General features: G+C 43.9%; 19 protein-coding genes. 6 read left to right on the top strand and 13 right to left on the bottom strand.

The genetic code is table 11. From position 1 onward, the window contains the following. The first annotated feature begins 211 nt into the window (after positions 1-211). Both R5H20_RS16000 and R5H20_RS16005 read left to right on the top strand, forming a co-directional pair. Positions 212-538, top strand: a complete 327-nt coding sequence (locus tag R5H20_RS16000) for a TetR/AcrR family transcriptional regulator (protein WP_224254425.1) — start codon at positions 212-214, stop codon at positions 536-538. 3 nt (positions 539-541) lie between these two features. After that, on the top strand, positions 542-709 hold the full coding sequence (locus R5H20_RS16005; protein ID WP_224254426.1) for a TetR-like C-terminal domain-containing protein: 168 nt from the start codon (positions 542-544) through the stop codon (positions 707-709). Between the two features lie 37 nt (positions 710-746). Here the strand turns inward: R5H20_RS16005 and R5H20_RS16010 are convergent, their stop codons facing one another. From R5H20_RS16010 to R5H20_RS16030, 5 genes are all read right to left on the bottom strand, one after another. Further along, positions 747-2,165: an amino acid permease gene (locus tag R5H20_RS16010; protein ID WP_006637726.1), complete on the bottom strand. Its 1,419-nt coding sequence runs from the start codon at positions 2,163-2,165 to the stop codon at positions 747-749. Further along, a complete protein-coding gene (locus R5H20_RS16015; RefSeq protein WP_006637727.1) occupies positions 2,165-3,889 on the bottom strand; it encodes a M20/M25/M40 family metallo-hydrolase in 1,725 nt (574 codons plus the stop codon). The genes R5H20_RS16010 and R5H20_RS16015 overlap by 1 nt, the downstream gene beginning before the upstream one ends. Positions 3,890-4,195: 306 nt before the next feature. Next, positions 4,196-5,470 carry a Glu/Leu/Phe/Val family dehydrogenase gene (locus tag R5H20_RS16020; RefSeq protein WP_006637728.1) on the bottom strand — a complete coding sequence of 425 codons (1,275 nt, stop codon included), beginning with the start codon at positions 5,468-5,470 and terminating at the stop codon, positions 4,196-4,198. Between the two features lie 640 nt (positions 5,471-6,110). Further along, positions 6,111-7,712 carry a xylan 1,4-beta-xylosidase gene (gene xynB / locus R5H20_RS16025; protein WP_006637730.1) on the bottom strand — a complete coding sequence of 534 codons (1,602 nt, stop codon included), beginning with the start codon at positions 7,710-7,712 and terminating at the stop codon, positions 6,111-6,113. Between the two features lie 42 nt (positions 7,713-7,754). Continuing rightward, complete coding sequence (locus tag R5H20_RS16030; protein ID WP_006637731.1) at positions 7,755-9,149, bottom strand: MFS transporter; 1,395 nt, start codon at positions 9,147-9,149, stop codon at positions 7,755-7,757. 629 nt (positions 9,150-9,778) lie between these two features. On the opposite strand from R5H20_RS16030, the gene R5H20_RS16035 reads away from it, so the two are divergent. The 3 genes from R5H20_RS16035 to R5H20_RS16045 all read left to right on the top strand — a co-directional run bounded on the left by R5H20_RS16035 (position 9,779) and on the right by R5H20_RS16045 (position 12,943). After that, complete coding sequence (locus R5H20_RS16035; protein WP_006637732.1) at positions 9,779-10,687, top strand: AraC family transcriptional regulator; 909 nt, start codon at positions 9,779-9,781, stop codon at positions 10,685-10,687. A gap of 123 nt (positions 10,688-10,810) precedes the next feature. After that, the gene (locus R5H20_RS16040) at positions 10,811-11,752 is read left to right on the top strand and encodes a sugar phosphate isomerase/epimerase family protein (RefSeq protein WP_006637733.1); all 942 of its coding nucleotides are present in this window, start codon (positions 10,811-10,813) and stop codon (positions 11,750-11,752) included. A 9-nt stretch (positions 11,753-11,761) separates the two neighbouring features. Continuing rightward, entirely contained in the window at positions 11,762-12,943 is a 1,182-nt protein-coding gene (locus R5H20_RS16045; RefSeq protein ID WP_087962505.1) for a Gfo/Idh/MocA family protein, read from the top strand. A gap of 184 nt (positions 12,944-13,127) precedes the next feature. On the opposite strand, the gene R5H20_RS16050 is transcribed toward R5H20_RS16045, so the two are convergent. The 8 genes from R5H20_RS16050 to R5H20_RS16085 form a co-directional block, all read right to left on the bottom strand. Further along, positions 13,128-15,161, bottom strand: a complete 2,034-nt coding sequence (locus R5H20_RS16050; RefSeq protein ID WP_006637735.1) for a glycoside hydrolase family 32 protein — start codon at positions 15,159-15,161, stop codon at positions 13,128-13,130. A 214-nt stretch (positions 15,162-15,375) separates the two neighbouring features. Next, positions 15,376-16,203, bottom strand: coding sequence for a PTS fructose transporter subunit IID (gene levG, locus R5H20_RS16055; protein ID WP_006637736.1), 828 nt, complete (start codon positions 16,201-16,203; stop codon positions 15,376-15,378). 23 nt (positions 16,204-16,226) lie between these two features. Then, positions 16,227-17,030: a PTS mannose/fructose/sorbose transporter subunit IIC gene (locus tag R5H20_RS16060; protein WP_006637737.1), complete on the bottom strand. Its 804-nt coding sequence runs from the start codon at positions 17,028-17,030 to the stop codon at positions 16,227-16,229. Between the two features lie 14 nt (positions 17,031-17,044). Further along, positions 17,045-17,536: a PTS sugar transporter subunit IIB gene (locus tag R5H20_RS16065; protein WP_006637738.1), complete on the bottom strand. Its 492-nt coding sequence runs from the start codon at positions 17,534-17,536 to the stop codon at positions 17,045-17,047. Then, on the bottom strand, positions 17,533-17,976 hold the full coding sequence (gene levD, locus R5H20_RS16070) for a PTS fructose transporter subunit IIA (RefSeq protein ID WP_006637739.1): 444 nt from the start codon (positions 17,974-17,976) through the stop codon (positions 17,533-17,535). Before levD ends, R5H20_RS16065 begins: the two co-directional genes overlap by 4 nt. 189 nt (positions 17,977-18,165) lie before the next feature. Continuing rightward, complete coding sequence (locus R5H20_RS16075) at positions 18,166-20,973, bottom strand: sigma-54-dependent transcriptional regulator (protein ID WP_006637740.1); 2,808 nt, start codon at positions 20,971-20,973, stop codon at positions 18,166-18,168. Positions 20,974-21,654: 681 nt separating this feature from the next. Beyond that, positions 21,655-22,068, bottom strand: coding sequence for a YjdF family protein (locus R5H20_RS16080; RefSeq protein ID WP_006637741.1), 414 nt, complete (start codon positions 22,066-22,068; stop codon positions 21,655-21,657). A 252-nt stretch (positions 22,069-22,320) separates the two neighbouring features. Then, complete coding sequence (locus tag R5H20_RS16085; RefSeq protein WP_006637742.1) at positions 22,321-22,833, bottom strand: hypothetical protein; 513 nt, start codon at positions 22,831-22,833, stop codon at positions 22,321-22,323. A gap of 130 nt (positions 22,834-22,963) precedes the next feature. On the opposite strand from R5H20_RS16085, the gene R5H20_RS16090 reads away from it, so the two are divergent. Next, positions 22,964-23,749 carry a thermonuclease family protein gene (locus tag R5H20_RS16090; protein ID WP_006637743.1) on the top strand — a complete coding sequence of 262 codons (786 nt, stop codon included), beginning with the start codon at positions 22,964-22,966 and terminating at the stop codon, positions 23,747-23,749. The last annotated feature ends 162 nt before the right edge of the window (positions 23,750-23,911 follow it).

A 23,911-nucleotide genomic window follows, 5' to 3' on the forward strand; every position in this document is an offset into this window, starting at 1 on the left:
ATATTTTTTTAAAAACATCTTGGTAACTCCTCGACTGCTGCCGTCGACATGAATTATTGATACACCTCCTTTCTGCACTGAACACTTATTGACTAATGAACAATGTGTTCATTATAATGTTGAGCACATTACAATTTCAATCGGCAATCAAGCTATTCATGTTCATAAATGAACATCACCTAAACAATTGTCTATTAATGGAGATTCACAAATGGAGGACAGACGGGCCATTAAAGAGGCATTTTTAAAACTTCTTCAGGAGAAAGACATCAACAAAATAACCGTTTCTGATTTAGGCAGAGTGACTTTTTATCTTCACTATAAAGATATTTTTGACCTGGATGAGCAAATTGAGAATGAACTGTTTGACCAGCTCGGGAGCTTTTATGATGCTTCCTTTCCAAGTGATGATCCGCTGAGCATGCTTGCCTTTATAGAAAAAATGACAGAATACATTTATCAAAATGCTGAGATTTTCACTTTGCTAACCAAGCCGAAAAGGAACATTGTAACGATCGAAAAATTTAAGGACCTTTAGAATGTGATTGAAGAGCTAAGCATGGAACGAAAAATAGAAAAAGCATTTATCGTTTCTGGTGTAACAGGTGTTATTGAGGAATGGATCAAGAATGGGATGGTACAAGCGCCATCGTATATTTCGGATGTCATCCATCAATTGCTTTTAAAAATCGAATCGCAGGGTAAATGAAAAAACCGCTTAAAAGCGGTTTTTTCAGATTTTCTTTCTATCGGCCATGATCCATCTCTGTTTTTGCAGAACTGCTGTTCATTCGTTTTTTTATACTCAGATGATAATAGGCGTAGCAGAAGATGATTAACGGGACGCCGAAGCAGAGTCCGATGCGCTGATCCGGTATAAAAATCAGGCTGATCAATACGGCTCCGTACAGAGCAAATCCAAGGATGGGGACAGCCGGATAAAAGGGCGTCTTAAATTTCAGCTCGTTTATGTCTCCCCCTTCAGCCATAAACCGTTTCCTGAAGAAAAATTGAGAGGCGCAGATAGACATCCATACAACAATGGTAACCATTCCTGAAATCGAGATGAGCCACAAGTACACCGTTTCCGCTGCCACGACGCTGGTCAGCAATGAAAATCCTGAAATCGAAATGGTCACCGCCAATGCGCGGATCGGCACTCCTTTTTTTGATAAAGGCGTCAGCCGTTCTGGCCCCATCCCGCTTTTCGAAAGCGACCACAGCATTCTGGATGCCGCATATAGACCTGAATTTGCCACAGATAAGACAGCTGTTAAAATGACGAAATTCATCATATCAGCCGAATACGGTATCCCGACTTTATCCAGTACAGCAACAAATGGACTTTCGACAACTCCTGCCGTCTGATATGGAATAATCGCAACCAGTACAAACATAGCCAATACAAAGAAAAATAAAGTGCGCCACACGACATTTCGAATGGAGCGCGGGAGCGTTTTTTCGGGATTTTGACTTTCTCCGGCTGCAATGCCAACCATTTCTGTCCCCTGAAATGAAAAATTGACCATGACGAGCGTTAACAGAACCGCCGGCAAGCCGTTGGGGAATAGTCCGCCCTCAGATGTAAAGTTAGCAAAAAAAGGAGCCGGCTGTCCCCCTTGAAAACCAATCAAACCAAAAATGGCTCCAACTCCAATCAAAATAAACAATACAATGGCCGTAACCTTTATACTTGAAAACCAAAATTCGGTTTCAGCGTAGCTTTTTGCCGACAATGCATTGATTAAAAACGTCATCACTCCAAATATCAGACACCAAACCCAAATTGGCGCCTCCGGAAACCAACGTTGCATAAGTATCCCCGCTGAAGTGAATTCTAATCCGACGGTATTGGCCCAGCTGAACCAATATAACCATCCGACCATAAATCCTGTGGACGGTCCTATGTATGTCGAGGCATACGACTGGAACGATCCTGATACAGGCTGGGCAACCGCCAGTTCTCCGAGACAGAGCATCACTAGATACATTAAAAAACCGCCTAGAATATAAGCCAAAATCGCTCCGCCAGGACCTGCCTGGCTAATTGTAAATCCTGACCCCAAAAACAGTCCCGTGCCAATCACTCCGCCTAAAGCAATCATAAACAGGTGGCGGCTTTTCATTGTTCGCCGCAATTCATTGTTCCTATTTCCTTCTCTCATCATATCCCTCCATCATTTGCAGTGTTCAGCCAGACTGATTTACTTCTTAGAGACGATTTTGTCATATGATCACTCTGAAGCAAATAGACGGATGTTTTTCGGATCAGCTCGGGAAGCACCTTGAAGGTATAAGGCTTGTACACTCTCTCCGTCCATTTATGTCCGTCCTTCCCGTAAACCCCCATATTAATTGATGGGATATTTAATTGCCGAATATCTTCAAAGGGAATCGTGCCAATCGTTTCCCAGCCGGGAAAGTTACGTGTAAATGAAGCGATTTCCTCCTCTGTTTCATGGAGTGAAAGAAAGCTCCCATCCGCCAAATAGGGGAAGAATTTTTTATATGCGAATACTTCTCCTGTTTTTTCGGCCGTCTCCTCAACGGCTTCCTTCACACTCTTCAGCAATTGGCGATCACGGGCATCTTCCTCTCTCAAATAGTTATGGGGCAAATATGGGGGAGCATAAAATAGAATGACCTTTGCGCATTGTTCCGGGTCCAGTTTTTGCAGTGCTTCCACAACCTTAAAGCACCTCATCCGCAGCTCCAGATGCTCATATTGCCGATGTGTTTTATGAATACAAGAAACCGGATCCAATCCCTTTTGTTTCAATTCCTCAATATAATTTTCAAGCGTGACAACTTGAATATTCCAGGATAGATTCTTTTTTGGCAGACGGGTTCGTTCCGAAAAATCGTCATAATACTCTGATAGTTTTTTCTCTACATCGGCACATGCTTCCACCGCCACCTGATACAGTTGGTCTATGACTTCTTTGGCGGTTTTTTCATAGATAAAATAATTAAAATATAAATAGCTGCTGACTGCGGTCTGGACATTATACGTCTCTTTATGATCTCTTTGATATAGACAGGACGGCGGCATGATCAGCTCCCCTTCAATATGTTCAGCCAAGTGAATGTTATTGTGAATTCTGCTTGTCAGTTCAGAGGCAATAAAATTCGGATCAATGCCTGCCAGTGTATCCCCCACATGGACTTCGCGGCCGTAAATGTAAAAACACGGCAGGAGTTTGCCGGCAGCGCCTGTATAAATGTAGCGCGTATGATCGCCATCGTATAACGGTGTAATAAAATCTGTATTGATGGCGGCAAGATAATGAAGCTTTCTTTCTTCCTGTAAGCGACGCAATTCTGAAATTGCAGATAAAATGCCGGCGTGCTGACTTTCTTCATCAGGATTAGCCATAAATAAAATATTCCCCGGCAGTTCATCAAGGTGCTCGCTAAAGTGCAAAATATTGACCAAATGAACAGCGATGCCGCTCTGCATATCGACAGAGCCCCTTCCGAACATCCAATCACCCGACAAAGCGTTCTTTCTGACATCATCATGAAATGCATAGCTGGAGAAATATGTGACAAGATGGTCAGGATCAAGGGCATGTTCCTTTAGAACGCCAAAATCTTCTATCCCGACCGTATCTAAATGGGCATGATAAATGACGGTATCCCGGCTATGATGATTTCCCTTTACAAGCGCAAATACATTTTTGCGTCCAAGCGGATCACCTGGAACCAGCTGCTCCCACACCTGTTCAGGATGTTCTTGGAAATAAGGAAAGCTGGTCAATATCTGTTTGATATAATCGGCTATGTTCACCTCCCCCGCTGTTCCGTTAATGCTGTTAATGTTGACCAAACATTTTGTCAGTCTTTCAGCTTTTTCTTCCATCGTCAGTCTTCTTATTTGTTCATACATCGATAAATCCTCCAATTTTCAGCATTTCCTTTTCGCTCATTCATTAAATGAATGGTACCTCCTTTTTTGATTTTATTTTGCCGCACATCATGATCATGCAAGATTGATGCCCACTATTTTTTGTGATATTTTGACTAGCATTTCATCTTAAAAATATCGAAATCATCCCAGTAAAGGCATTATATAGATGCAAAAAATTTTGCGTATTTGAAGATTTTTTTGCGGGAAGACCGAATAATTTTTTTGCACCTTGTAGTAAAATTCGGCCGCATGACTTGCTGCGGCCGAATTGTTTAACAACAATATTTATACCCATCCTCTAAAGCGTGCAGCCTCGGCGACTTTTCTAACCCCCTCCATATATGCAGCCAAACGCATATCGACTTGATGGGTGATTGCCGTTTGATATATATTTTGAAAAGATTTCACCATAACCTCACGCAGCTTTTTGTCGACTTCTTCGGCTGACCAGTAGTACCCCTGGTTATTTTGCACCCATTCAAAGTACGAAACCGTCACACCTCCAGCACTGGCCAGGATGTCCGGAACAAGCAGAATGCCTCTTTCATTGAGTACTCGTGTCGCGTCAGGAGTGGTCGGTCCGTTGGCAGCCTCTACAACAATTTTCGCTTGAATTTGGTGCGCATTTTCCATTTTAATTTGATTAGAAACAGCAGCGGGTACGAGAATATCGCATTCCTTTTCCAGCAATTCTTCATTTGAGATGACGTCTGTGAATAGCTTTGTAATAGTGCCGAAGCTGTCGCGTCTATCAAGCAAATATTCGATGTCAAGACCTGTAGGATCATAAAGCGCTCCATATGCATCCGAAATGCCAATGACTTTCGCTCCGGCATGATGCATAAACTTTGCAATAAAACTCCCTGCATTTCCGAAGCCCTGAATAATGATCCGGGCTCCTTTCAAGGAAATACCTTTTCGTTTCACCGCTTCTTCAATACAAATGGTCACGCCGCTTGCTGTGGCCGTTTCGCGTCCATGAGATCCTCCTAAAACAAGCGGTTTCCCTGTAATAAAGCCCGGAGAATCAAATTCCCTGAGACGGCTGTATTCATCCATCATCCAAGCCATGATTTGCGAGTTGGTATAGACATCAGGAGCCGGGATATCTTTGGTAGGTCCGACAATCTGGCTGATGGCTCGAACATATCCGCGGCTAAGCCTTTCTAATTCACCAAAAGACATGCTTCTGGGATCACAAATAATGCCTCCTTTTCCTCCGCCGTACGGAAGATTGGTAATCCCGCACTTTAAAGTCATCCAGATGGCCAGCGCCTTGACCTCATCCTCATGCACATCGGGATGAAATCTGACTCCCCCTTTAGTAGGCCCGATCGCATCATTATGTTGAGAACGATAACCGGTAAAAACCTTGACAGACCCATTATCCATTTTGACTGGAATACGGACTGTCAATGTACGTACCGGTTCTTTCATCAGTTCATATACATCTTCGGCATAACCTAATTTACGCAATGCTCTTTTGATAATGGTTTGTGTAGAATGAAGTAGGTTCAAAGATTCCTTTGTTTCTGATGTTAATGGATTAGTTGGTGACATCTGAATTCTCTCCTTAAAAATTGATAATCCATAAGCCTGAAACAATATGCTGTTAACGAAAGCGTTTTCAATATGCGGCATATTACTCCATAAATGACGGCCTCCTTCTAGAATCAATCTACCAAAAAATAATGCAAGATCCATGCCAGCTTTTTATAAGATGGAATGATCTCCCCAGGCCATAAAAAGCTGATGCGGGAAATCGCGAAGGAAACCGGGACTTCTATGTTTGATCAGTTTTAACAGCACGGAGGGGGGATTGGGAAAGACATTCGAGACGACAAAAAAACGAGGGGGCTGCTCTCTGCTTCGCCGATTCCTGCTGAGATATGAAGGGAGAGATTCGGCTGGTTATAAAGCGCGGACTTTGCTTACCGTTCCTGCTTCAAGTTTTATTCATTCCATTTCCTTTATTGATTTATATATTGAAAAATCTCACGGAACAACCGCAAAAAAAGGATGAAATTTGTCAGATTTCATCCTTTTGCGTGCCAATGCGATTGATGCCCTTCGGGTTCCGGGAAACAGCTATAAAACACAGCCGGAAACTCGCAGGAGTTGAGATGGTCGTGCTGAGTATACGCTTCTAAAAAAAGAAGGTTAACCGCATGGTGTGACATTCTCCCAACAACGACTCCATTTACAGCTCTTTATACGTAAAATAGGAAAAATCGGCATGTTTATTCGCACCGCTCGTATCTTGACATTGCATGCCTACAAAAGCTCCTGTGAAGAACCCTCCGCCGCGAATATAATCATCCGACAATTTTTTGGACTCTAGTACAATCTCGATTTTATGCCAGTCTTCTTTATTAAAGGAATAGGAGTAATTATATTTTTCCTGTTCAACATTTACTCTTAAATAAACATATTGTATGTCAGGCGGGATGACAATTTTTTCTTTTAGGGGTTGTGAAAATGAAAAGTTGTCGCATATCGTAACATCCAGAATGCGGCCAAGATCTTCATCATAAGTGATTTGAAGAGCCGTCCAGTTCTCTGTGTTGTAGTAATTCACCAATCCAGCCGCTTGCTGAAAGTTCTCCGGGTAAAATTCAACAGCAGTTTCCGCTATAAAACAGAGGCTTTGCCAACGTCTTGCTACAAATGCCTGGGTAAATGTAGATGTCAGTGATTCATGGCCAAATAAGCGCAAATGGTTCGGCCTTTCGGTTAATGAGCCTAATTCTTTCGTAAACGGGATCCGCAATGTCTGAAAGTTAATATTTAATGTCGAAGCTTCGAATTTGTCGATTTCCGGATATGTCGGCGGAAACTTCGTTTCGGATATGCGGGGCGCTTCCACCTCCACACTCCCCTCTTTTCCGCCCGCCACATAAGGCCATCCGTCTTCCCACTCCAATTTTTGAATCGCTGTTTCTCTGCCCAAAGGACAATATCCTCTTTGGTGTATAATCGAGTCATCATCAGGATGAATGGGACGTCCGGCTAAATGCGCTAAATACCACTCACCTGTATGTGTTTGGACAATTGATGCATGTCCGCATTTTTGCAATGGATTTCCAGGGGCATGCCAAGACGTTAAAATGGGGTTATCCGGATGAACTTCATACGGACCTTCGATATGTTTTGACCTGGCAATTGTAGCGGCATGTTCGAACCTTGTTCCTCCTTCTGCTGTTAATAAATAGTAATAATCCCCGATATGATAAAGGTGCGGCGCTTCAGTCAGTTTGATATCTGAACCTTTAAAAATGATTTTCGGATGATTGATTAATTTTTTTTCCTCTGCGGAATATTCCTGCATCACAATGCCCCCAAATGAATGGCGGTCGATTCGATGATCCCACAGCATATTTAACAGATATTTCCTTCTGTCATCATCATGAAACAAAGAAGCATCAAAGCCGGAACTGTTTAGTTTAACCGGCTCCCCCCAATCCCCATCAACGGTTTCCGATGTGACTAAATAGTTATGGCAGTCTTTCCATGCTCCATCCACAACCTTTACATCCGTATATATAAGCCAGAACCTGTCATCGCTGTAGCTTAGGCAAGGCGCCCATACTCCGCCCGAGTTGGGATTTCCTTTCATATCCAATTGCGAAACCCTCTGCAGCGGATGGGCGATCAAATGCCAATTCACCAAATCTTTTGAATGATGGATTTGCACCCCTGGAAACCATTCAAAGGTGGATACAGCTATATAATAATCCTCACCGACTCTGCATATGCTTGGATCGGGATTGAAGCCTTTCAGCACCGGATTGATAATTTTCATCTTCATTCCTCCTTACATATTTGTCTGCAATTTCACAAATGATTAATCTATCTTAAACTCATTGATATGATCCAAGTAGACTTTTTCCCTATTCTCTAATTCACGTACGACTTTTGCATATTTTTCTTCGCTCAAATTGTAGAAGTTGATGTCGATCATCGCTAAGATCAGGAAAATAACAGGAATGACAGTTGTCGTGATTAAGATTCCTGTCAACGCTTCAGGCGATTGAACCTGACCTGCAACATAGCCGAACTTGTCCAATATAAGCCCCGGAACGATTCCGCCGAGCGCCATGCCAAACTTAAAAAAGAAGCCGATAATGGCATAAATCAATCCGCCCAAACGTTTTCCTGTCTTATATTCGCCGTATTCGATTGTTTCAGGAATAAGCGCCCACATATACCCCCCTGCGGTAACACTTCCTATTGCGGCAATGACACGAAAGAAGAGCACGAGAAACACATTGCTTGGCGGAATGATGAGAATGGCCAAAAGTCCGATGATGTTCAATAATAAAGCGGCATTTAAGAGTTTTCTCTTTCCCAGCCATTTATTGATTCGGGGAATAAACGGCAGAATCGCCAATGCAGGGAGGCTCCCCAGCAAGCCGTACCATTTCACAAGGTCTTCTCTGCCCACATTGTACGTCATGTAGTAAATCCCAACAGAATTGCTGATAGAGTTGACGCCAAAGATAATGATAAAGAAAATGCTGAGGACAACTAATGGGCGATTCACCCGAAATTGCTCGAATATATCTGAGAATTTATTTTTTTCGTCCGGCTTTTGCAGTGTGACCCGTTCTTTTGTACTTTTAAAACAAAAGATTAATAGACAGGCGCCGATGATCCCCAACATGCTCATCGTCAGCTGCCAGCCAAGAGCGGTGTTTCCAGTCGCATCACCTAAATAGGCAGACAATAGAGGAACAAAAAAAGATACGATGAGTCCGCCAAGATTGGCGAAGACCATCCGAACAGAAGTAATGCTGACGACCTCCTGGTTATCTCTGGTCATCGCAGACGTTAATGCACCATATGGAACATTGATCGTCGTATATGTGAGTGATAAGCCGACATACGTGATATAGGCGTAGATTAATTTGCCCGTATCGGAAAAATCCGGGGTTGTGAAACAGAGGATGGCAAGTACTGACAGCGGAAATGCGCCAAACAGCAGATAAGGCCTAAAACGCCCGAATTTGCTGTTTGTCCGGTCTACTATTGTTCCGATAAAAGGATCGGCCAGTGCATCAATAATCCGAACAACCAAAAACATTGTACCGGCAGCGGCTGCTGACAAACCATAAACATCAGTATAGAAAAATAAAAGATACGTTGAAACTGTCGTGTAAATTAAATTACACGCTAAATCTCCAGAAGCGTAGCCGGATTTCTCAAACATACTCACCTTTTTTACATTTTCACTCGCCATGATTCTTTCCTCCTTAAAAGCCTTTCAAAAGGGGCTTTATTTAGTCTCAGGAACAAACCTACAAGTTTGAAAGTATGCACAACCATAGGACAAGCCGGCTCTTGTTGGAGAAACAGTTGGAATCGACAGCCTTTGCGCCACCCCCAATATAGCCTATATGCATTTTGAATTTTCAGAAAAAATAACTTTCTTAAACTGGGGAATAAGAGCTTGAACTGTGTGACCAGACGCTGAGCCACGGTAGGAATATTGGTGGGAAAATTTATTCGCTGTATGCTAAATCAATGTCGCTAGGCTGTATCAAATCTTTTTCACTAGGATCATAAAATTAGATTTTGACCCTGCACAAGTTAAGCAGGTCAATTTTTACCACCTTCTAACGCTTGAACTTTGTTTATTCATCAAACTAAGTGTAAGCCAGCATGAAAACGTTGTCAATTATTAGTTTTTTATCTTAATTTTTGTTTAATAGAGACGGAAAAACGCCCGATTAGAAGACTCCGTTTCCTCCCCATATCTTCTCTTTTGCTGCATCATCACCCCTTTGCCTGACAAGGGGATGTTTTATTTTCCCCCGCCTTGGTATGATGAGAAAAACGACAACTTAAAGGGGATCAGGAGGCGTTTACATGAATGTGAATCACCTTGTTTCAGGCAGAACGGTTTTAAACCAATACGTGCATCACTTAGAGCCAAACGGCGCTTCATTTTACGTCCATTATTGGGGAGCTATGCCCAATCACTATCATACGCTGGTGCATAAGCATTCTTTTTTTGAAATTTGTTATGTGGTAAAAGGAGACGGCTATTATCTTGAACGCGGTTGTACATATCCGCTTAAGGAGAATACGATTTTTATGTCAAGGCCGGAAATATTGCACCAAATCAAAAGCGAGACCGGGCTGGTTATCCTTTATGTCGGCTTTGAGATAAACGAAGAAAATTCAAGCGCTGAATGGATCAAAGTGATCGAGGAGGTGAAGCAAAGCGGCAATGTGACAGTCTATGCAAAAGATGAAGAAGCGCCGTGCATGCTTTGGAAAACGTTAATGCTGCAAGCGGCGCAGCCCGTAAAAGCATTTTGTAAAGAGATCCTGGGGGATCTGTCGCAGGCTTTAATCCTGTCATTAATTCAAACCATTCTCCCCTCTGCCCACCACCCGATGCAGCAGCCTATTCAAACATCTTCAGCACTATTGACTGAAGTCAAGCTGCATATTCAAGACAACCTGTCACAATCATTAAAGCTGAAAGATGTCGCACATCACTTTCATATTTCAGGAAGGCACTTGTCCCGTTTATTTTCAGCAGAGCTCGGCGTCAGCTACTCGGAATTCGTGCAAAACGAAAAAATCGTTAAAGCTGCTGAATTGCTGAAAACAACGGACTTATCGATCAAAGAAATCGCGGAAGAAATCGGTTTTACCGTCCACTATTTCACACGTGTATTTGCCGCCAAGATCGGAAGCTCCCCCGGGCTTTTCCGGTCGCTTTACAAAGATTCAAAAATGACCGTATTTCACGCCGGCAAATCGTGATTTGAAAGAAATGATGTCCTGAAACGACAAAAGAATGTCTCTATCTGATAAAGACGAGACAAATCTCGTTACTTTATAATCTTAAAAAGAAAGCGATTACAAATCCTGAGGAGGAATACTTCAATGAAACTATCTTATGTAACCGACAGTTTAGGGCATTTGCCTTTTGAAGAAATGCTTGACGCTGCTGCAGAACTTGGCATTGATACGCTGGAAATGACAACCGGCGGCTGGTCACCCGCTCCCCACTTAAATCTCGATGAATTGCTGCAAAGCAGCGATAAAAGGCGCGAATTTGCAGAGGCGCTGGAAAAACGGAATATGACGCTTTGCGCCTTAAATTGCTCCGGAAATCCTTTAGATCCGGGAGATCTGGGCAGAGAACACAGGGAAGTCACAGAAAAAACGATGGAGCTTGCGGGATTATTAGGCATCAAAAAAGTCATCATGATGAGCGGTTTGCCGGCCGGAAGTCCTGAGGACAAAACGCCGAACTGGATTACATACACGGTGAGCTGGCCGCCTGTCTTAAAAGAAATCTTAACCTACCAGTGGGAAGAAGTCGCGGTCCCTTACTGGAAAAAGCTTGTCAAAAAAGCGGAAAGCTGCGGCGTTGAAAAAATCGCATTGGAAAATTTCAGCTCTCAATTAGTCTATAATCCTGAGACGCTCTTTCGGCTTCGAAACGCGGTCGGCCCGATCGTCGGGCTGAACCTTGATCCAAGCCACCTATTATGGATGGGGGCAGATCCAATCATCGCTGCAAGAGAACTGGGAGAGGCCATTCATCATGTCCACGGCAAAGATGTCAGAATTGAAAGACAAGTAGCCGCCGTAAACGGCGTCTTAGAAACAAAGGAAGTGACTGACACGGCCAATCGGGCGTGGAATTATGTAGCTGTCGGATGCGGACAGGATTTGCAGTGGTGGAAAGAATTTTTCTCAGTCGTGAAAATGATGGGTTATGACAGTGAAGTTTCTTTGGAAATGGAGGATCTCACGATGTCACCGGAAGCTGGCATCAGAACATCGATCAAAGCATTAAAGCAAACAATCAGCCAATAGGAGGTTGCCATCATGCTGAATGGAGAAAAGATCATTTCAAGGCCTTTGCGCTGGGCAATGGTAGGCGGAGGAAGGCTCAGCCAGGTTGGATATAAGCATCGCACAGGCGCCCTGAGAGACAATACAGCCTTTCGATTAACAGCCGGTGCATTTGATATCGATGCTGAAAGAGGAAAAGACTTCGGGATGAACCTCGGAGTGAGTGCGGAGCGCTGTTATCCTGACTATCAAACGATGTTTGCAGAAGAAGCCAAGCGGGACGATGGCATAGAGGTTGTCTCGATTGCCACTCCGAACCGCACCCATTATGAAATCTGCAAGGCGGCGCTTGAAGCGGATTTGCATGTCACCTGTGAAAAGCCGCTGTTTTTCACCTCAGAAGAGGGTTATGAAATAAAAGCCCTTGCGGAGGAAAAAGGAAAAGTTATCGGCGTGACGTACGGTTTTTCCGGCAATCAAATGCTGCTTCAAATGCGTGCCATGATTGAACAGGGGCAAATCGGCGATATTCGCGTGGTCGATTTGCAGTATACACACGGATTCAGCGCAACAGATGAAGTTGAAAAAACAAGCGACGCGCAAAAATGGCGCGTCGACCCTGCAATCGCCGGACCAAGCTTTGTGCTGGGCGATCTGTCCACCCATACCTATTATATGTCGCAGCTCATTATGCCTCATATAAAGATAAAAGAGCTGCTGTGTGACCGCCAGAGCTTCGTCAAAAATCGCGCTCCGCTCGAGGACAACGCCTACGTCCTGATGCATTATGAAAACGGAGCGGTCGGGACGATGTGGACCTCCTCGATCAACGCCGGGTGTATGGATGGTCACAGAATCAGAATCGTCGGCTCGAAAGCAAGTCTGGAATGGTGGGACAGCAAACCGAACGAGCTGACATATGAAGTGCAGGGAGAGCCGATTCAGACGCTCGTTCGCGCCATGCCTTATTTGGACAGCCGCTGCAATGCGGATGAACGGCTGGGCGCCCTGCATACTGAAGGACTGTCTGAAGCATGGGCCAATATTTATTTGAAATTTGCCATCGCGATTGACGCTAAAAACCGCGGAGATGAAGAAACGTTAAAAAGCCTGGTTTATCCTGATATCGATGCCGGTATTGAGGGAATGCGCTGGGTTGAAAATTGCGTGCGTTCAGCAGGACAAGGCTCGGTGTGGGTTGATTTTCAATAATAATAGGCAAGCGCGTTTTGTCCCATGATTCATTTCCAAAAACGCCGGCCAAAGCGCTATAGCCAATACGACTTGTATAGACCAGCATATGCCGGGCCATATCACTTTATTCAAAGCTGGTTCAGCCGTAAAGACCGCATCCTATGAAGGCATTAAGGCCGGGATCAAACATCCCGGCCTTTTGTCATTGATTGGCGTAAACATTCTGAAAGACTGCCGTCGCCTCCCATACGTTCAAACCAAATCTTCCATTTGAAAATGTGTGGTCATCAGCGTCTATGACCAGGCGGCCATCCAAATAAATGTTGAAGTTGGAACCGTCAGCAACCGTTTTAAGATGATATTTTCGATTGACATCGATCGGTGTCTGGTGTTCGGCAATGACGGTGGCTGCCCCGTTCTCAAATTTAAAAAATTTGACGACGTCATGTTTGGCATCCACATTTGCCAGATAGCCGTTTTTAACGTCTTGATCCGCTCGAAACACAAGCGCTCCCGCCCCTCTTCCATTTCCATCTTTAATCAATATATCGGATTCATAAGTGAAGTCCGTTCCCGATGCTGAAGATGTAATAAAGGAATCGCCGTCAGAGCGCCCTTGTTTTCCTTCAATAGTGTCGGCCCACACGCCGTTTACGGTCGTCCAGCCGGCCAAATTGGATGTAAACGGCGACTGTCCCCATACCTTATTTATAGGATGAATCGTCAAGGAGTTTAACTTTACAAAACCGTTTGAAGCGTACACCTCAAGCCCTTTGCTCGATTTATCCGGGAGAATGATGTCGGTGATTACCTGCTGTCCATCGTTTCCAAACACTTCGACTGAAGAACGGTCGACAAAAATGCGCATCTTCACCTTCCCATTCACCGGCCGTAATGGAGCGGTTTGTTTTCCGGTGTTAAAGCCTGGATGAAAGTCGGCCCTTCCGGATTGGCTGCGGTCGACAAACAGAGCGGCGCTGTTTGGATGATAGCCGATTTTCGTATATTGATCATCTCCCTTTCGAACTTTAAAACCAAATTCAGAAGCCATGCCGCTGTTTATTTGAAATTCTGCATTTATTTCATAGGCATCACCTGACAGACCCGCCAACAACTGACCGCTCGCAGGAGATATGACCTTATGGTTCCACTCTCTGAAGGCTCCTCTGATTGAGTGCAGCTCTCTTATCGGGGTTTGAACAACTCTGATCCCTTCGGAAAGCGTTTTCAATTCTAGCTGTCTTGGAATCGTCGCCGCTCCTCTCCACGGAGATGTTGGAACATCATTGGCATATTGCCAATTGCTCATCCACCCTAACCAGAGCCGTCTGCCGTCTGAAGACGGTATGTCAGACCAAGTAACAGCCGCGTAAAAATCTTTGCCGTAGTCCGTCCATAAAACTTGGCTTGAAGGATTTTCATTTTTGAAAGCGGTTCCGTTAAAGTCGCCGACAAAATACTGCATCCCCGATCCTCCTGATACAGCCCCGTTTCCAACACTGACTTGCATCACCCATTTCTTCTGATGCGGATTTCCGTCCACAGGAAGCTCAAACAAATCCGGGCATTCCCACACCCCTCCGTGACTGCCCTGACCCTCTCCGAATTCACTTGCATAGACCCATTCTTTCAGGTTGGGAGATGTATAAATCAGGATCCGATCCCCGGCCGCAAGCACCATCACCCACTTTTTTGTCTCTTCATGCCAAAAAACTTTCGGATCGCGAAAATCCTTTTTTCCCGGGTTCGGAATGACCGGGTTACCGGGGTATTTCTTCCATGTTCTTCCTTTATCATTGCTGTAGGCGATGCTTTGCACTTGGTGCCCTTCGCGGTCCTGCGTATATACCGCGACCAGCGGCTTCTCCGCTCCGGTCTGAAAACCGGTTGTATTATTCCAATCGACGACTGCGCTGCCGGAAAAAATCGTTCCATTTTCATCTGGATGCAAGGCAACAGGAAGGTGCTTCCAATGAACCAGATCCTTGCTTACCGCATGGCCCCAATGCATCGGTCCCCACTGCAGGCCATAGGGGTGATATTGATAAAACAGATGATATTCCCCTGCGTAATAAACCATTCCGTTTGGATCATTCATCCAGTTTGCTTCAGGAGTGAAATGATATTGCGGCCGATGGTCTTCATCATAATAGCTTGGGTCGACTGCTTCAACAGGAAGTGCTCCAGGCAGCAAAAACATCAACATAGCTCCCATTTGAACCAGTTTCTTTTTCATTCTCATGATTCTCTCCTTTCTTTTCCCTTCTTGTTTCCGGCCCGCTTCCTGTTGTATAAGCATATCGACTGTTACTGTGATGACCAGCGGCTGACAAAACTGCGCCGTACTTGCGCCGCATAACCGCCCCCCAGCACATATGCCGGGGCAGCGTGTGTAACAAATTTGCGATTATAATAATCAGAAAAAGGCCTTATACGTTCAACTAAAGCGCTTATTTCAGGACTCCAGCCCAATAGCCAAGAATACCGATCATAAAAATGCCAAGTATAATGAGGAGCGGATTCACTCCTTTGCGCAGCATCCACGCTACGAGCAGCGTCAATCCTAACGGCAGCACTCCCGGCATAATGCTGTCCAAAATATTTTGCACAGTTTGAACGTCAACTTTCCCGGAATCATTCTTAATTCTGGAGACGACGATCGGAATGTTGATGGTGGTCCACTTGGAGACGAGCGCCCCCATCACAAACAATCCGAGTATTGAAGCGCCTTCCGTCAGTTTTTGAATGCGATTTCCAACCAAATCCTGCAAAATCTCCATGCCTTTGACATAGCCGTACTTTAAGCCATAATATTTTGTACTTAATCTTATGGCATTGATTAAGAAAAAGAACAGCAAAGGTCCGGCTATATTTCCCCCCAGAGCGAGCGAGGCTCCCAAAGCCGCCAATACCGGGCGCAATGTTCCCCAGAAAATCGGGTCGCCTACACCCGCCAGCGGCCCCATTAAACCGATTTTCATGCCGCTGATGGCTTTTGCATCTATCCCTTTTTTGTTGGCCATCTCTTCTTCCATGGCAGCCGACACACCGAAAATGGGCGCTGTCAGCCACGGATGTGTATTGAACCATTCGAGGTGGCGCTGCAATGCTTCATTTCTTTTCGCCCCCGGGCCGTACAATTTTTTAATCGCCGGGATCATCACATAGCAGTATCCCAATGCCTGCACACGCTCAAAGTTAAATGAGCCGAGCAAAAAATTCGAACGAATAAACATGCTGAATATTTCTTTTTTGGTTAATCTTTTTTCTGTCTCCATTCCTATATGTCCCTCCTCATTGTTTAGGCATCAAGGTCGTCATCGTCATCATAGACGGCCAGGTTGTTGTCCGCTGCTGCGGCGACTGCTCCCTGGGCGCTGTTTTTTTGCATGACTTGTTGATATAAGAGCGCCAGGCATAGTCCCAGAGCGCCGAATCCAACCAAATTGAAGTCGGTAAATGCCGCCAATAAAAAGCCGATATAGAAGAAAGGCTTCAAATACGGAATGTTCATCATATTGATCACCATCGCGTACCCTACGACAACGATAATTCCTCCGCCCACCTGCAAACCTTTTGTGATGACTTCAGGAATATTTCCCAGGAAAGCCTGAACGGCGCTGACGCTGATCAATGCTACAATCAATGTCGGAATCATGACTCTGAGCGCCTGAAACACCATAGCGGTGATATGCATGATTTCAATTCCTTTCATATTTCCATCCTTGGCATATTTGTCAGCGCGGTGAATCAAAAAGACTGTGAGCGTACGGACAAAAATGGTCAGCGCTTGCCCTGCTGCGGCCAAAGCGACGGCGACGGCAATTCCTTCGCCGATCCCCTGATCGGCAGTAATGACTAAAATGGTTGAAATCACAGAAGCGATGGCTGTGTCCGGCGCCATGGCAAGCCCGACATTCATCCAGCCCAACGCCATCAGCTCAAGGGTTCCGCCCAAAATGATTCCCGTTTTTAAATCCCCGAGCACCAAACCGACCAATGTGCAGGCGATCAGCGGACGGTGTGTCTGCCCTTCATCCAAAACACTTCCTATACCGGTAATGGCTGCAATGATTAACAACAAAATAATTTGTATAGTAGACATCATCTCATCCCCCTTTAAGATTTTGTTACGCTTCTTAAAATCTGCATAAAGTCTTCGCTGGCATCTGAAGGGAGCTGCCTCAATTCGAGTTTCACACCTAATTCATGTAATGTTTCAAACGCTTCTATATCTTTTTCGGTTACACTTACCGATTTTGTAATCTGCTTGCGGTTATTCTCGAAACGCATGCCTCCGACATTGACGGTTTTGATGGGGACGCCCGCTTCAATGAGAGAGACAATGTCGCTCGGGTTTTCAAATAAAAGCATCGCTGTTGTATCTTCATAGCGCGGACTATGAAATGCCTTTGCCATTTTGGATATAGAAACGGCGCTGGCTTTGACGTTTGAAGGGGCGACAGAAAGAATCAGCGTTTTTCTCATGTCATCTGCTGCAACATCATCTGACACCACGATGATCCGATCAGCTGCATGGATTTTAATCCACCTTGTCAATACTTGCCCGTGGATAAAGCGGTCATCGATTCTGGCTAATACAATCTTCATAGTAGTTCATCCTCTCTTTCATGATTGGCGGTGATCTTCATTTTTTCTAAATGTTCGCTGCAGACTTGAAAGCTTTCTTGACTGATGGTTTTCAATTTATTTAGCAATTCCTTGAGCGGCATATGTGCTCTCAGGCCTAATGCTTCCAGCAAAATCGGCAGGTTCACTCCCGCGGCCATATCGATTCTTTGGTCCTTCACAATGAAAGGGGTGGCCGCATTATAGGGGGTGCCTCCAAAAATATCGACCAAAAAAAGCACCTCATGTTCCTCCGGAATATCCTTTAGCGCCTGGTTATATTTGTCCTGCAATGTTTGGATGCCTTCTCCTTTTAAAAACGGCACCGCGACCAGGTTGTCTTCTTCGCCAAAAATCATTCCCGAGGACTCCTTTAATGCTAAGGGAAAATTGCCATGACCACTGATAATGACTGAAATCATACATGTTTGCTCCTCTCCTTTTTCGTTCGCCTATTTATTATGCAAGTATCGTGCCAACACAGTTGTATTAAGCGTTTTCAATCAAGCGGGAGCCAGATTTTTTTGTTTTTGAAACACATGTAAACAAAAAAATAAACCTGTATTAAAATGGCGCTCCATTTAATACAGGTTCAAGGTTAAAAACGGCTGTTAAAACAGCTGGCCCTGCAATTCTTCCGCAAAAATTGCGGCGATAAATAATTTTTCATCATCGCTGATTTTCAATCCCAGCTTTTGTTCATAAGGGTGTAATGTCCGCTCTGTTATGTGATAAACTTTTTCCAGCTGGCCGTTGATTTCTTCTTCCTCTGAAAATGCGATCGGGTTCTGCTTGACCTCCCTTTCAAAGGCAAAAGCGGTGTGCATAATCACTTTGATCATGACGGTATTATTTAAAATAATGCCAAGCTCATCCTGGATGGTTTGCAGCCACTCCAACAACATGTCTATCATATGATACGGGTTTAAAAAGACAAGATACTTTTTCAAGCTATCCTCGCAAAGCTCCCGCACAATAATATTTGTACCGGTAAATCCATCGCTCATCGGGATGCCGCCTTTTGTAATCGCCTGCTGAATCACCTTCTCCCCTTCTCCTCCAATTAATACTTCCAGAGAGACGTGCGGAGCATTGATCTTAGGATCCTTCGTTCCAACCGTGGCAAGAATCTCATACTCTTTTTCGATTTCTTTTATCCTGTTGGCTAATTTCATTGATGAAACCGTCAGAATGCTGATCGGTTCGTCAGAGGCCTTATTAACGATTGTTGTCAAGATTTCTTCCAGTTTTTTTGCCGTTCCGCTCCCTGTCGTACAGATAGAGACCAACGCCTTCTTTTTGCCGGCTGAGGCAGGCTGCCGATCCCACAGCTCGATAAAATCCTTTGTAACCGAATCATATATTGCATGCAAATTTAAATTCAAATAGTTTACCTTTCTAACAGCATCCAGCACCATAGATGTCGTAACATTGCTGATCGTCTTGATGTTCACGCCTGTTTTTTCTTCGAGCTTGCTTTCAAGCATCGCGAGCGAGCCCATGTCCACAAGCATTAATACCCCTTCTCCTTCATCCATCTGCTTAATTTTCGCCGCCAGGCTTTCGATGATTTCCGACGGGGAAACCGTCAGGGGCATATCGACTGCCGCGATAGGTGTGCTTCCCAACAGTTCAATGGCGACTTCAACCATGGAGCTTGCCATGCTGTTGCCATGCGCGGCAACGACAATCCCCACTCTTTTGTTCTCTTCCAATGATTTGATCGACTGGATCAGCATTGTTAAATAAATGACTTCTATTTCCGGAACAATGACTCTAAAATATTCTTGAATTTTATCCTTAAAGATGAGTGCGACCTGATATTCTTTCACATGGGTATCACGGATCTCGTCAGTCTCCTGTTCATTTAATACATCGATTTGCTTTCCCCGTTTTAGAAAGGCATCGATATGCATACTTAGGAAATAGATGAATTTGCGGCCAAATCTGCAATTGAGCTCGTGTTCCGCAACTTCTTTAAGCTCTTTCGTAATTTGTATCACCTTGTCATCGACAAATTTCAATAAGTGGTGGTTTTGAAATGTTCTTTGTTTAAAAAAACTTCTGACGTGCAAATGGATATCCGTTAAAATATATTGGTTGATTTCCTTTTTTGATAAGCCTTCTTTGTTTAGATTTTTTACTTTTTCTTCAATTAAATGATACAAATTAAATGAAAGATCATCGTCAAGTTTGGTTGTTTCATCTTCTACAATCGGCGATATGATGGTTGTAATATTGACATATTCAGAAATCATTTTGCTTCTTTCAATATTTTTGCTGCTGGAAATCCAGTCTTGCTTGATTTCATCCGGCAGATCCCGGACGGTCAGTTCCACAACATCATCCTTATCAAGATGATTTAAAAATCCGTGTGCACAAACCAGCTGTACATTTGATTTCAACTGCCCAACGTTCCCGAACTTTGCAGAATGAATCAGCGCATTATATACATCAATGTGCACATTTAAATTTTTCTTGATCCGCTCCGCTTCTTTTCCCAATAAGAATGTTGTCAATTCGATTCTTTCTTTAAGAGACCGCTCTTCAAGGGAAGGAATATGTATGGTCATCGGAATTCTCCGCAAAAAAGTTTTCAATAATACGGAACTGGGGTTTTCTGTCGTAGCGCAAATAAACAATACTTTCGATGTTCTTCTGTGCTCTGTTTCCCCAAGCCTGTTATAAGTGCCGTTGTCAATAAAATAAAACAGCATTTCCTGTCCTTCAGGCGGAAGGCGGTGGATTTCATCCATGAACAGAATGCCTCCATCGGCCTGTTCGACTAAGCCGACTTTATCCTCGTCAGCGCCTGTAAATGTCCCTTTCTTATGTCCAAATAATTGAGAAAGCAATAATTGCGGATTGTTATAGTAATCTGCACAGTTAAACGTAATAAATGGAGCGCCGGGCTTCAAGATGTCAGAGTAGATAGCGAATTGATAAATCCGGTTGGCAAACAGCGATTTGCCGGAACCTGTCGGACCTAAAAGCAGCATATGCAGGCCGTGAGGCGGATAAAAGACAGCCGCCTTTGCTTGGGAAATGGCTTTCTTTAAGCTGCCTTTCGCCCCAATCATCAGCTCCAGCGGATTCGTAGAAATTTTCCGGCGTATCCTTTTATGATTGCCTTGAAGCTGATGAAGATCTTCCACTTCCATCTTCTCTTTATTCCATTCCATGTTAAATATTCTTTCGACGATCTCTACCGGAACATAGCGAACGGGGAATGTTTTAATCTTTACGGCCTTTTGGGCACGGACAAGGTTGTTCAATTCAAAGCTGACATTGGAACGCTCCATTTGCAATTGTTCGGCGATTTCCTTGGCTGAATGCCCCTGTACCTGTAAAAGCTGATCCAAGGTTACGTTCCGAAAATTGTGCATAAGCTGATGGTATATTTTATCGATTCTTTTCATGAATATCATCCTTTGTCCTTATTAGATAAGCTGTTAGACATTACGATTGTCATCAAGATAGAACAGCGTTTTTCCCTTCTTATTACGTTTGAATGACGCATTTCTCTCCATCTTGAACGAATCCAATACCCCGAAAATTCAGAATGTTTTTTACCTGCCGTGAAAAGCTGCCCGCATCATGATGTCGTATGTTGACATTCAGGAGACGATTCTCTTTAGTTCTCACATGTCAGAGCAATCAACATCACCCACGCCTCCCATCCCCGGAAAGGACTTCATTCGTGCTTTTATATCACTACATCTCTCTTCACCCTTTCCAAAGTCATAGCCTGTAAATAGTGTATCACTCCTCTGAAATTGATTGGTGAAAAAATCTGATATCTATCAAAACAAACCTCATCAGCCGCGACAAAAAACCTAATACAAAATGAAGACTCCCCCTCCATTACATTCTAAATGGATCATCCCGATTTATGACTTATATCTCAACGGAAAAATTTTAAGAGAGAAGCTGAAATTCATGATATGAAAGTGGCGGCAGGAATTCTGACTAAAGGCTGGTTTTAAGAGTTAAAACGGGGATTTCTGAAAAAAATAAAGACGGCCCTCACGTATTGAGGGCCGTCTAAACGGCTTAGCCAAAGGATCACAGTGTCTCCGGGAGGCTCTAAAACAAATTTTTCACTTTCCCCTATGCTTCTCTTTCGCTTTTTGTTTTCTCAATCTGTACTTTTGTTCCTTTTCTTTTTCCCGCTGCTCTTTATTCAACCGTTTGTTCATCGCTTTTTTTGCTTCCAGCCCTTGTTTGATTGCCTGTTGCGCCTTTGTTGACACGCCGGTGCTCTTCATTTCCTTTGCAACCTGGCGCTGCAGTCTTTTCGGGTTTATCTTCTTTTTGGCTTCAGCTTTTATCCCAATCCCTTCTTGTTCGGTTTGGGAGATCACCTGTAAAAGCTGATGGTGAACAAAATTGAGGATTTCCACATCCTTCGGCTCCCGGCCAAACAGATGGCGGAATGCCTTTACATTCCCTTCCTGCACAATCTCAATGATGCCGATCCAAAACTGGCCGTCATAGTAAATCGTTAATTTCATAACGATTCCCTCCTCTACATTTATTGCCGAAGAATGATGGACATCCCGAGGAGGGGAAGGTTACTGACATTATCACAATGCATCCGGACTACCAACCGGATTGTGTTTTTTCATTCTTCATGATTAATTTATCAAAATTTATAGATGTTTCCAAGATGCACTTTGCAGCGTGCAAAACGTGCATCTTGCCACACGGGAAATCATGTATCGCAAAAGGCTCTCTGTTGCACGTTTCCGTCCTTTTTCGCCAGCTTATATTCCCCAATAATGAATGGTTACATCCGAGTATTCGTCTTCGCTTAGAACAAAGCCGAATTCGAATGTTTCTGACACAACAACCACATCATCGTAGATGTCCGGCACCAGTTTTGCGATCATCCTTTTGGTTGCATATAGCGGCATTGTTATAGCAATTGGATGCTCCAGATAAAGGTGATGGCTGCTCTTCACGTAAAAACAGAATGTAAAAGGATAAAACAGAACCGTTTCTTCACTGAAATTCTCAAAGCCCTTATATATAAGGGCAATCTTTGACTTCAGCTCTTCTTCGTGATAGGCGAATGTGATCGTTTTGATTTCATCGGCTTTCACCAGCTGATAAACCTTTTGATGGGCTTCCCTGGATAATTGGCCATCAACAAATTCGTTCTGGGAAATATCAATGCCGCGGTATTTCTTCAAGTCCGCGATGAGCTGTTTTTTTGCCTGTTTGATTTTGTTTTCTTTCAGAAGCTTTTCAAGCTGGATTTTTCTATTATTCTTCATATCATGATCCTACTGCAAAACTCGCAGAATATCCAAAGAAATTTCTAAAATAAAACATCCGCCTTGAAAATTCGGCTGTTTTAGCCGATGATAGATTTTGTTCAGATAACAGCTCAGGGGGAATTCTGCTATGAAAAAATGTGTTTTGGCTATTGCTGCGCTTATATTAAGTGTTTCATTGGCGGCTTGCAATTCCAGCGCCGTTTCTTCGAAAAAAACAGAAGACGGCCGACACTCAGACCGTGTGGCTGTCACACTTATACGTGCAGTCGATGGCGACACGATTAAAGTAAAATATAAGGGAAAAGAGAAAACGGTCCGTTATTTGCTGATTGATACGCCGGAAACAAAAAAACCAAACTCATGTGTTCAGCCATATGGAAAAGACGCTTCCAGCGAAAACAAAAAATTGGTCAGCAGCGGCAAGCTGGAATTGGAATTTGATAAAGGCGACCGCACCGACAAATACGGCAGATTGCTGGCTTATGTGTATGCGGACGGTCAATCAGTCCAAGAACAGCTTTTAAAAGAGGGCCTTGCAAGGGTAGCTTACGTATATCCTCCAAATACAAAATACTTAGATCAATATCAAAAGGATGAAAAGGCCGCTAAGAAGAAACAAATTGCCATTTGGAGCAAGTCCGGCTATGTGACTGACAAAGGATTTAATGGATGTGCTGCCGGAAAATCGAAAACAGCGCAAACATCAATTTCTGCGCCGAAAAGCGCTCTTTCAAAAGATGCCGCAGCAAGCGGGGCTCATTCAAAGGATGCAGCTCCGTCATCAGACGCTAAAGAAACGTTCACAAATTGCACTGAACTGAGAAAAAAATATCCAAACGGCGTCCCAAAATCCCACCCTGCCTACCAGGCTAAAATGGACCGCGACCATGACAATTACGCCTGTGAGCGGTAGTTAAAAAAGAATAGCCCGGGTCCGGGCTATTCTTTTTCTATGCGGATGGCAGATTCGCTCTTAAAAATCCAATCTCTGCACATTAAGCCGCGTTGCAACGCCGCAGCCTCCATCGCTCAGATATATTACAATAGTCAATTTTTTGTTTTCAAATGTTTGCCA

The organism is Bacillus sp. KICET-3 (assembly GCF_033261025.1).
Classification (GTDB): Bacteria; Bacillota; Bacilli; order Bacillales; family Bacillaceae; genus Bacillus; species Bacillus sonorensis.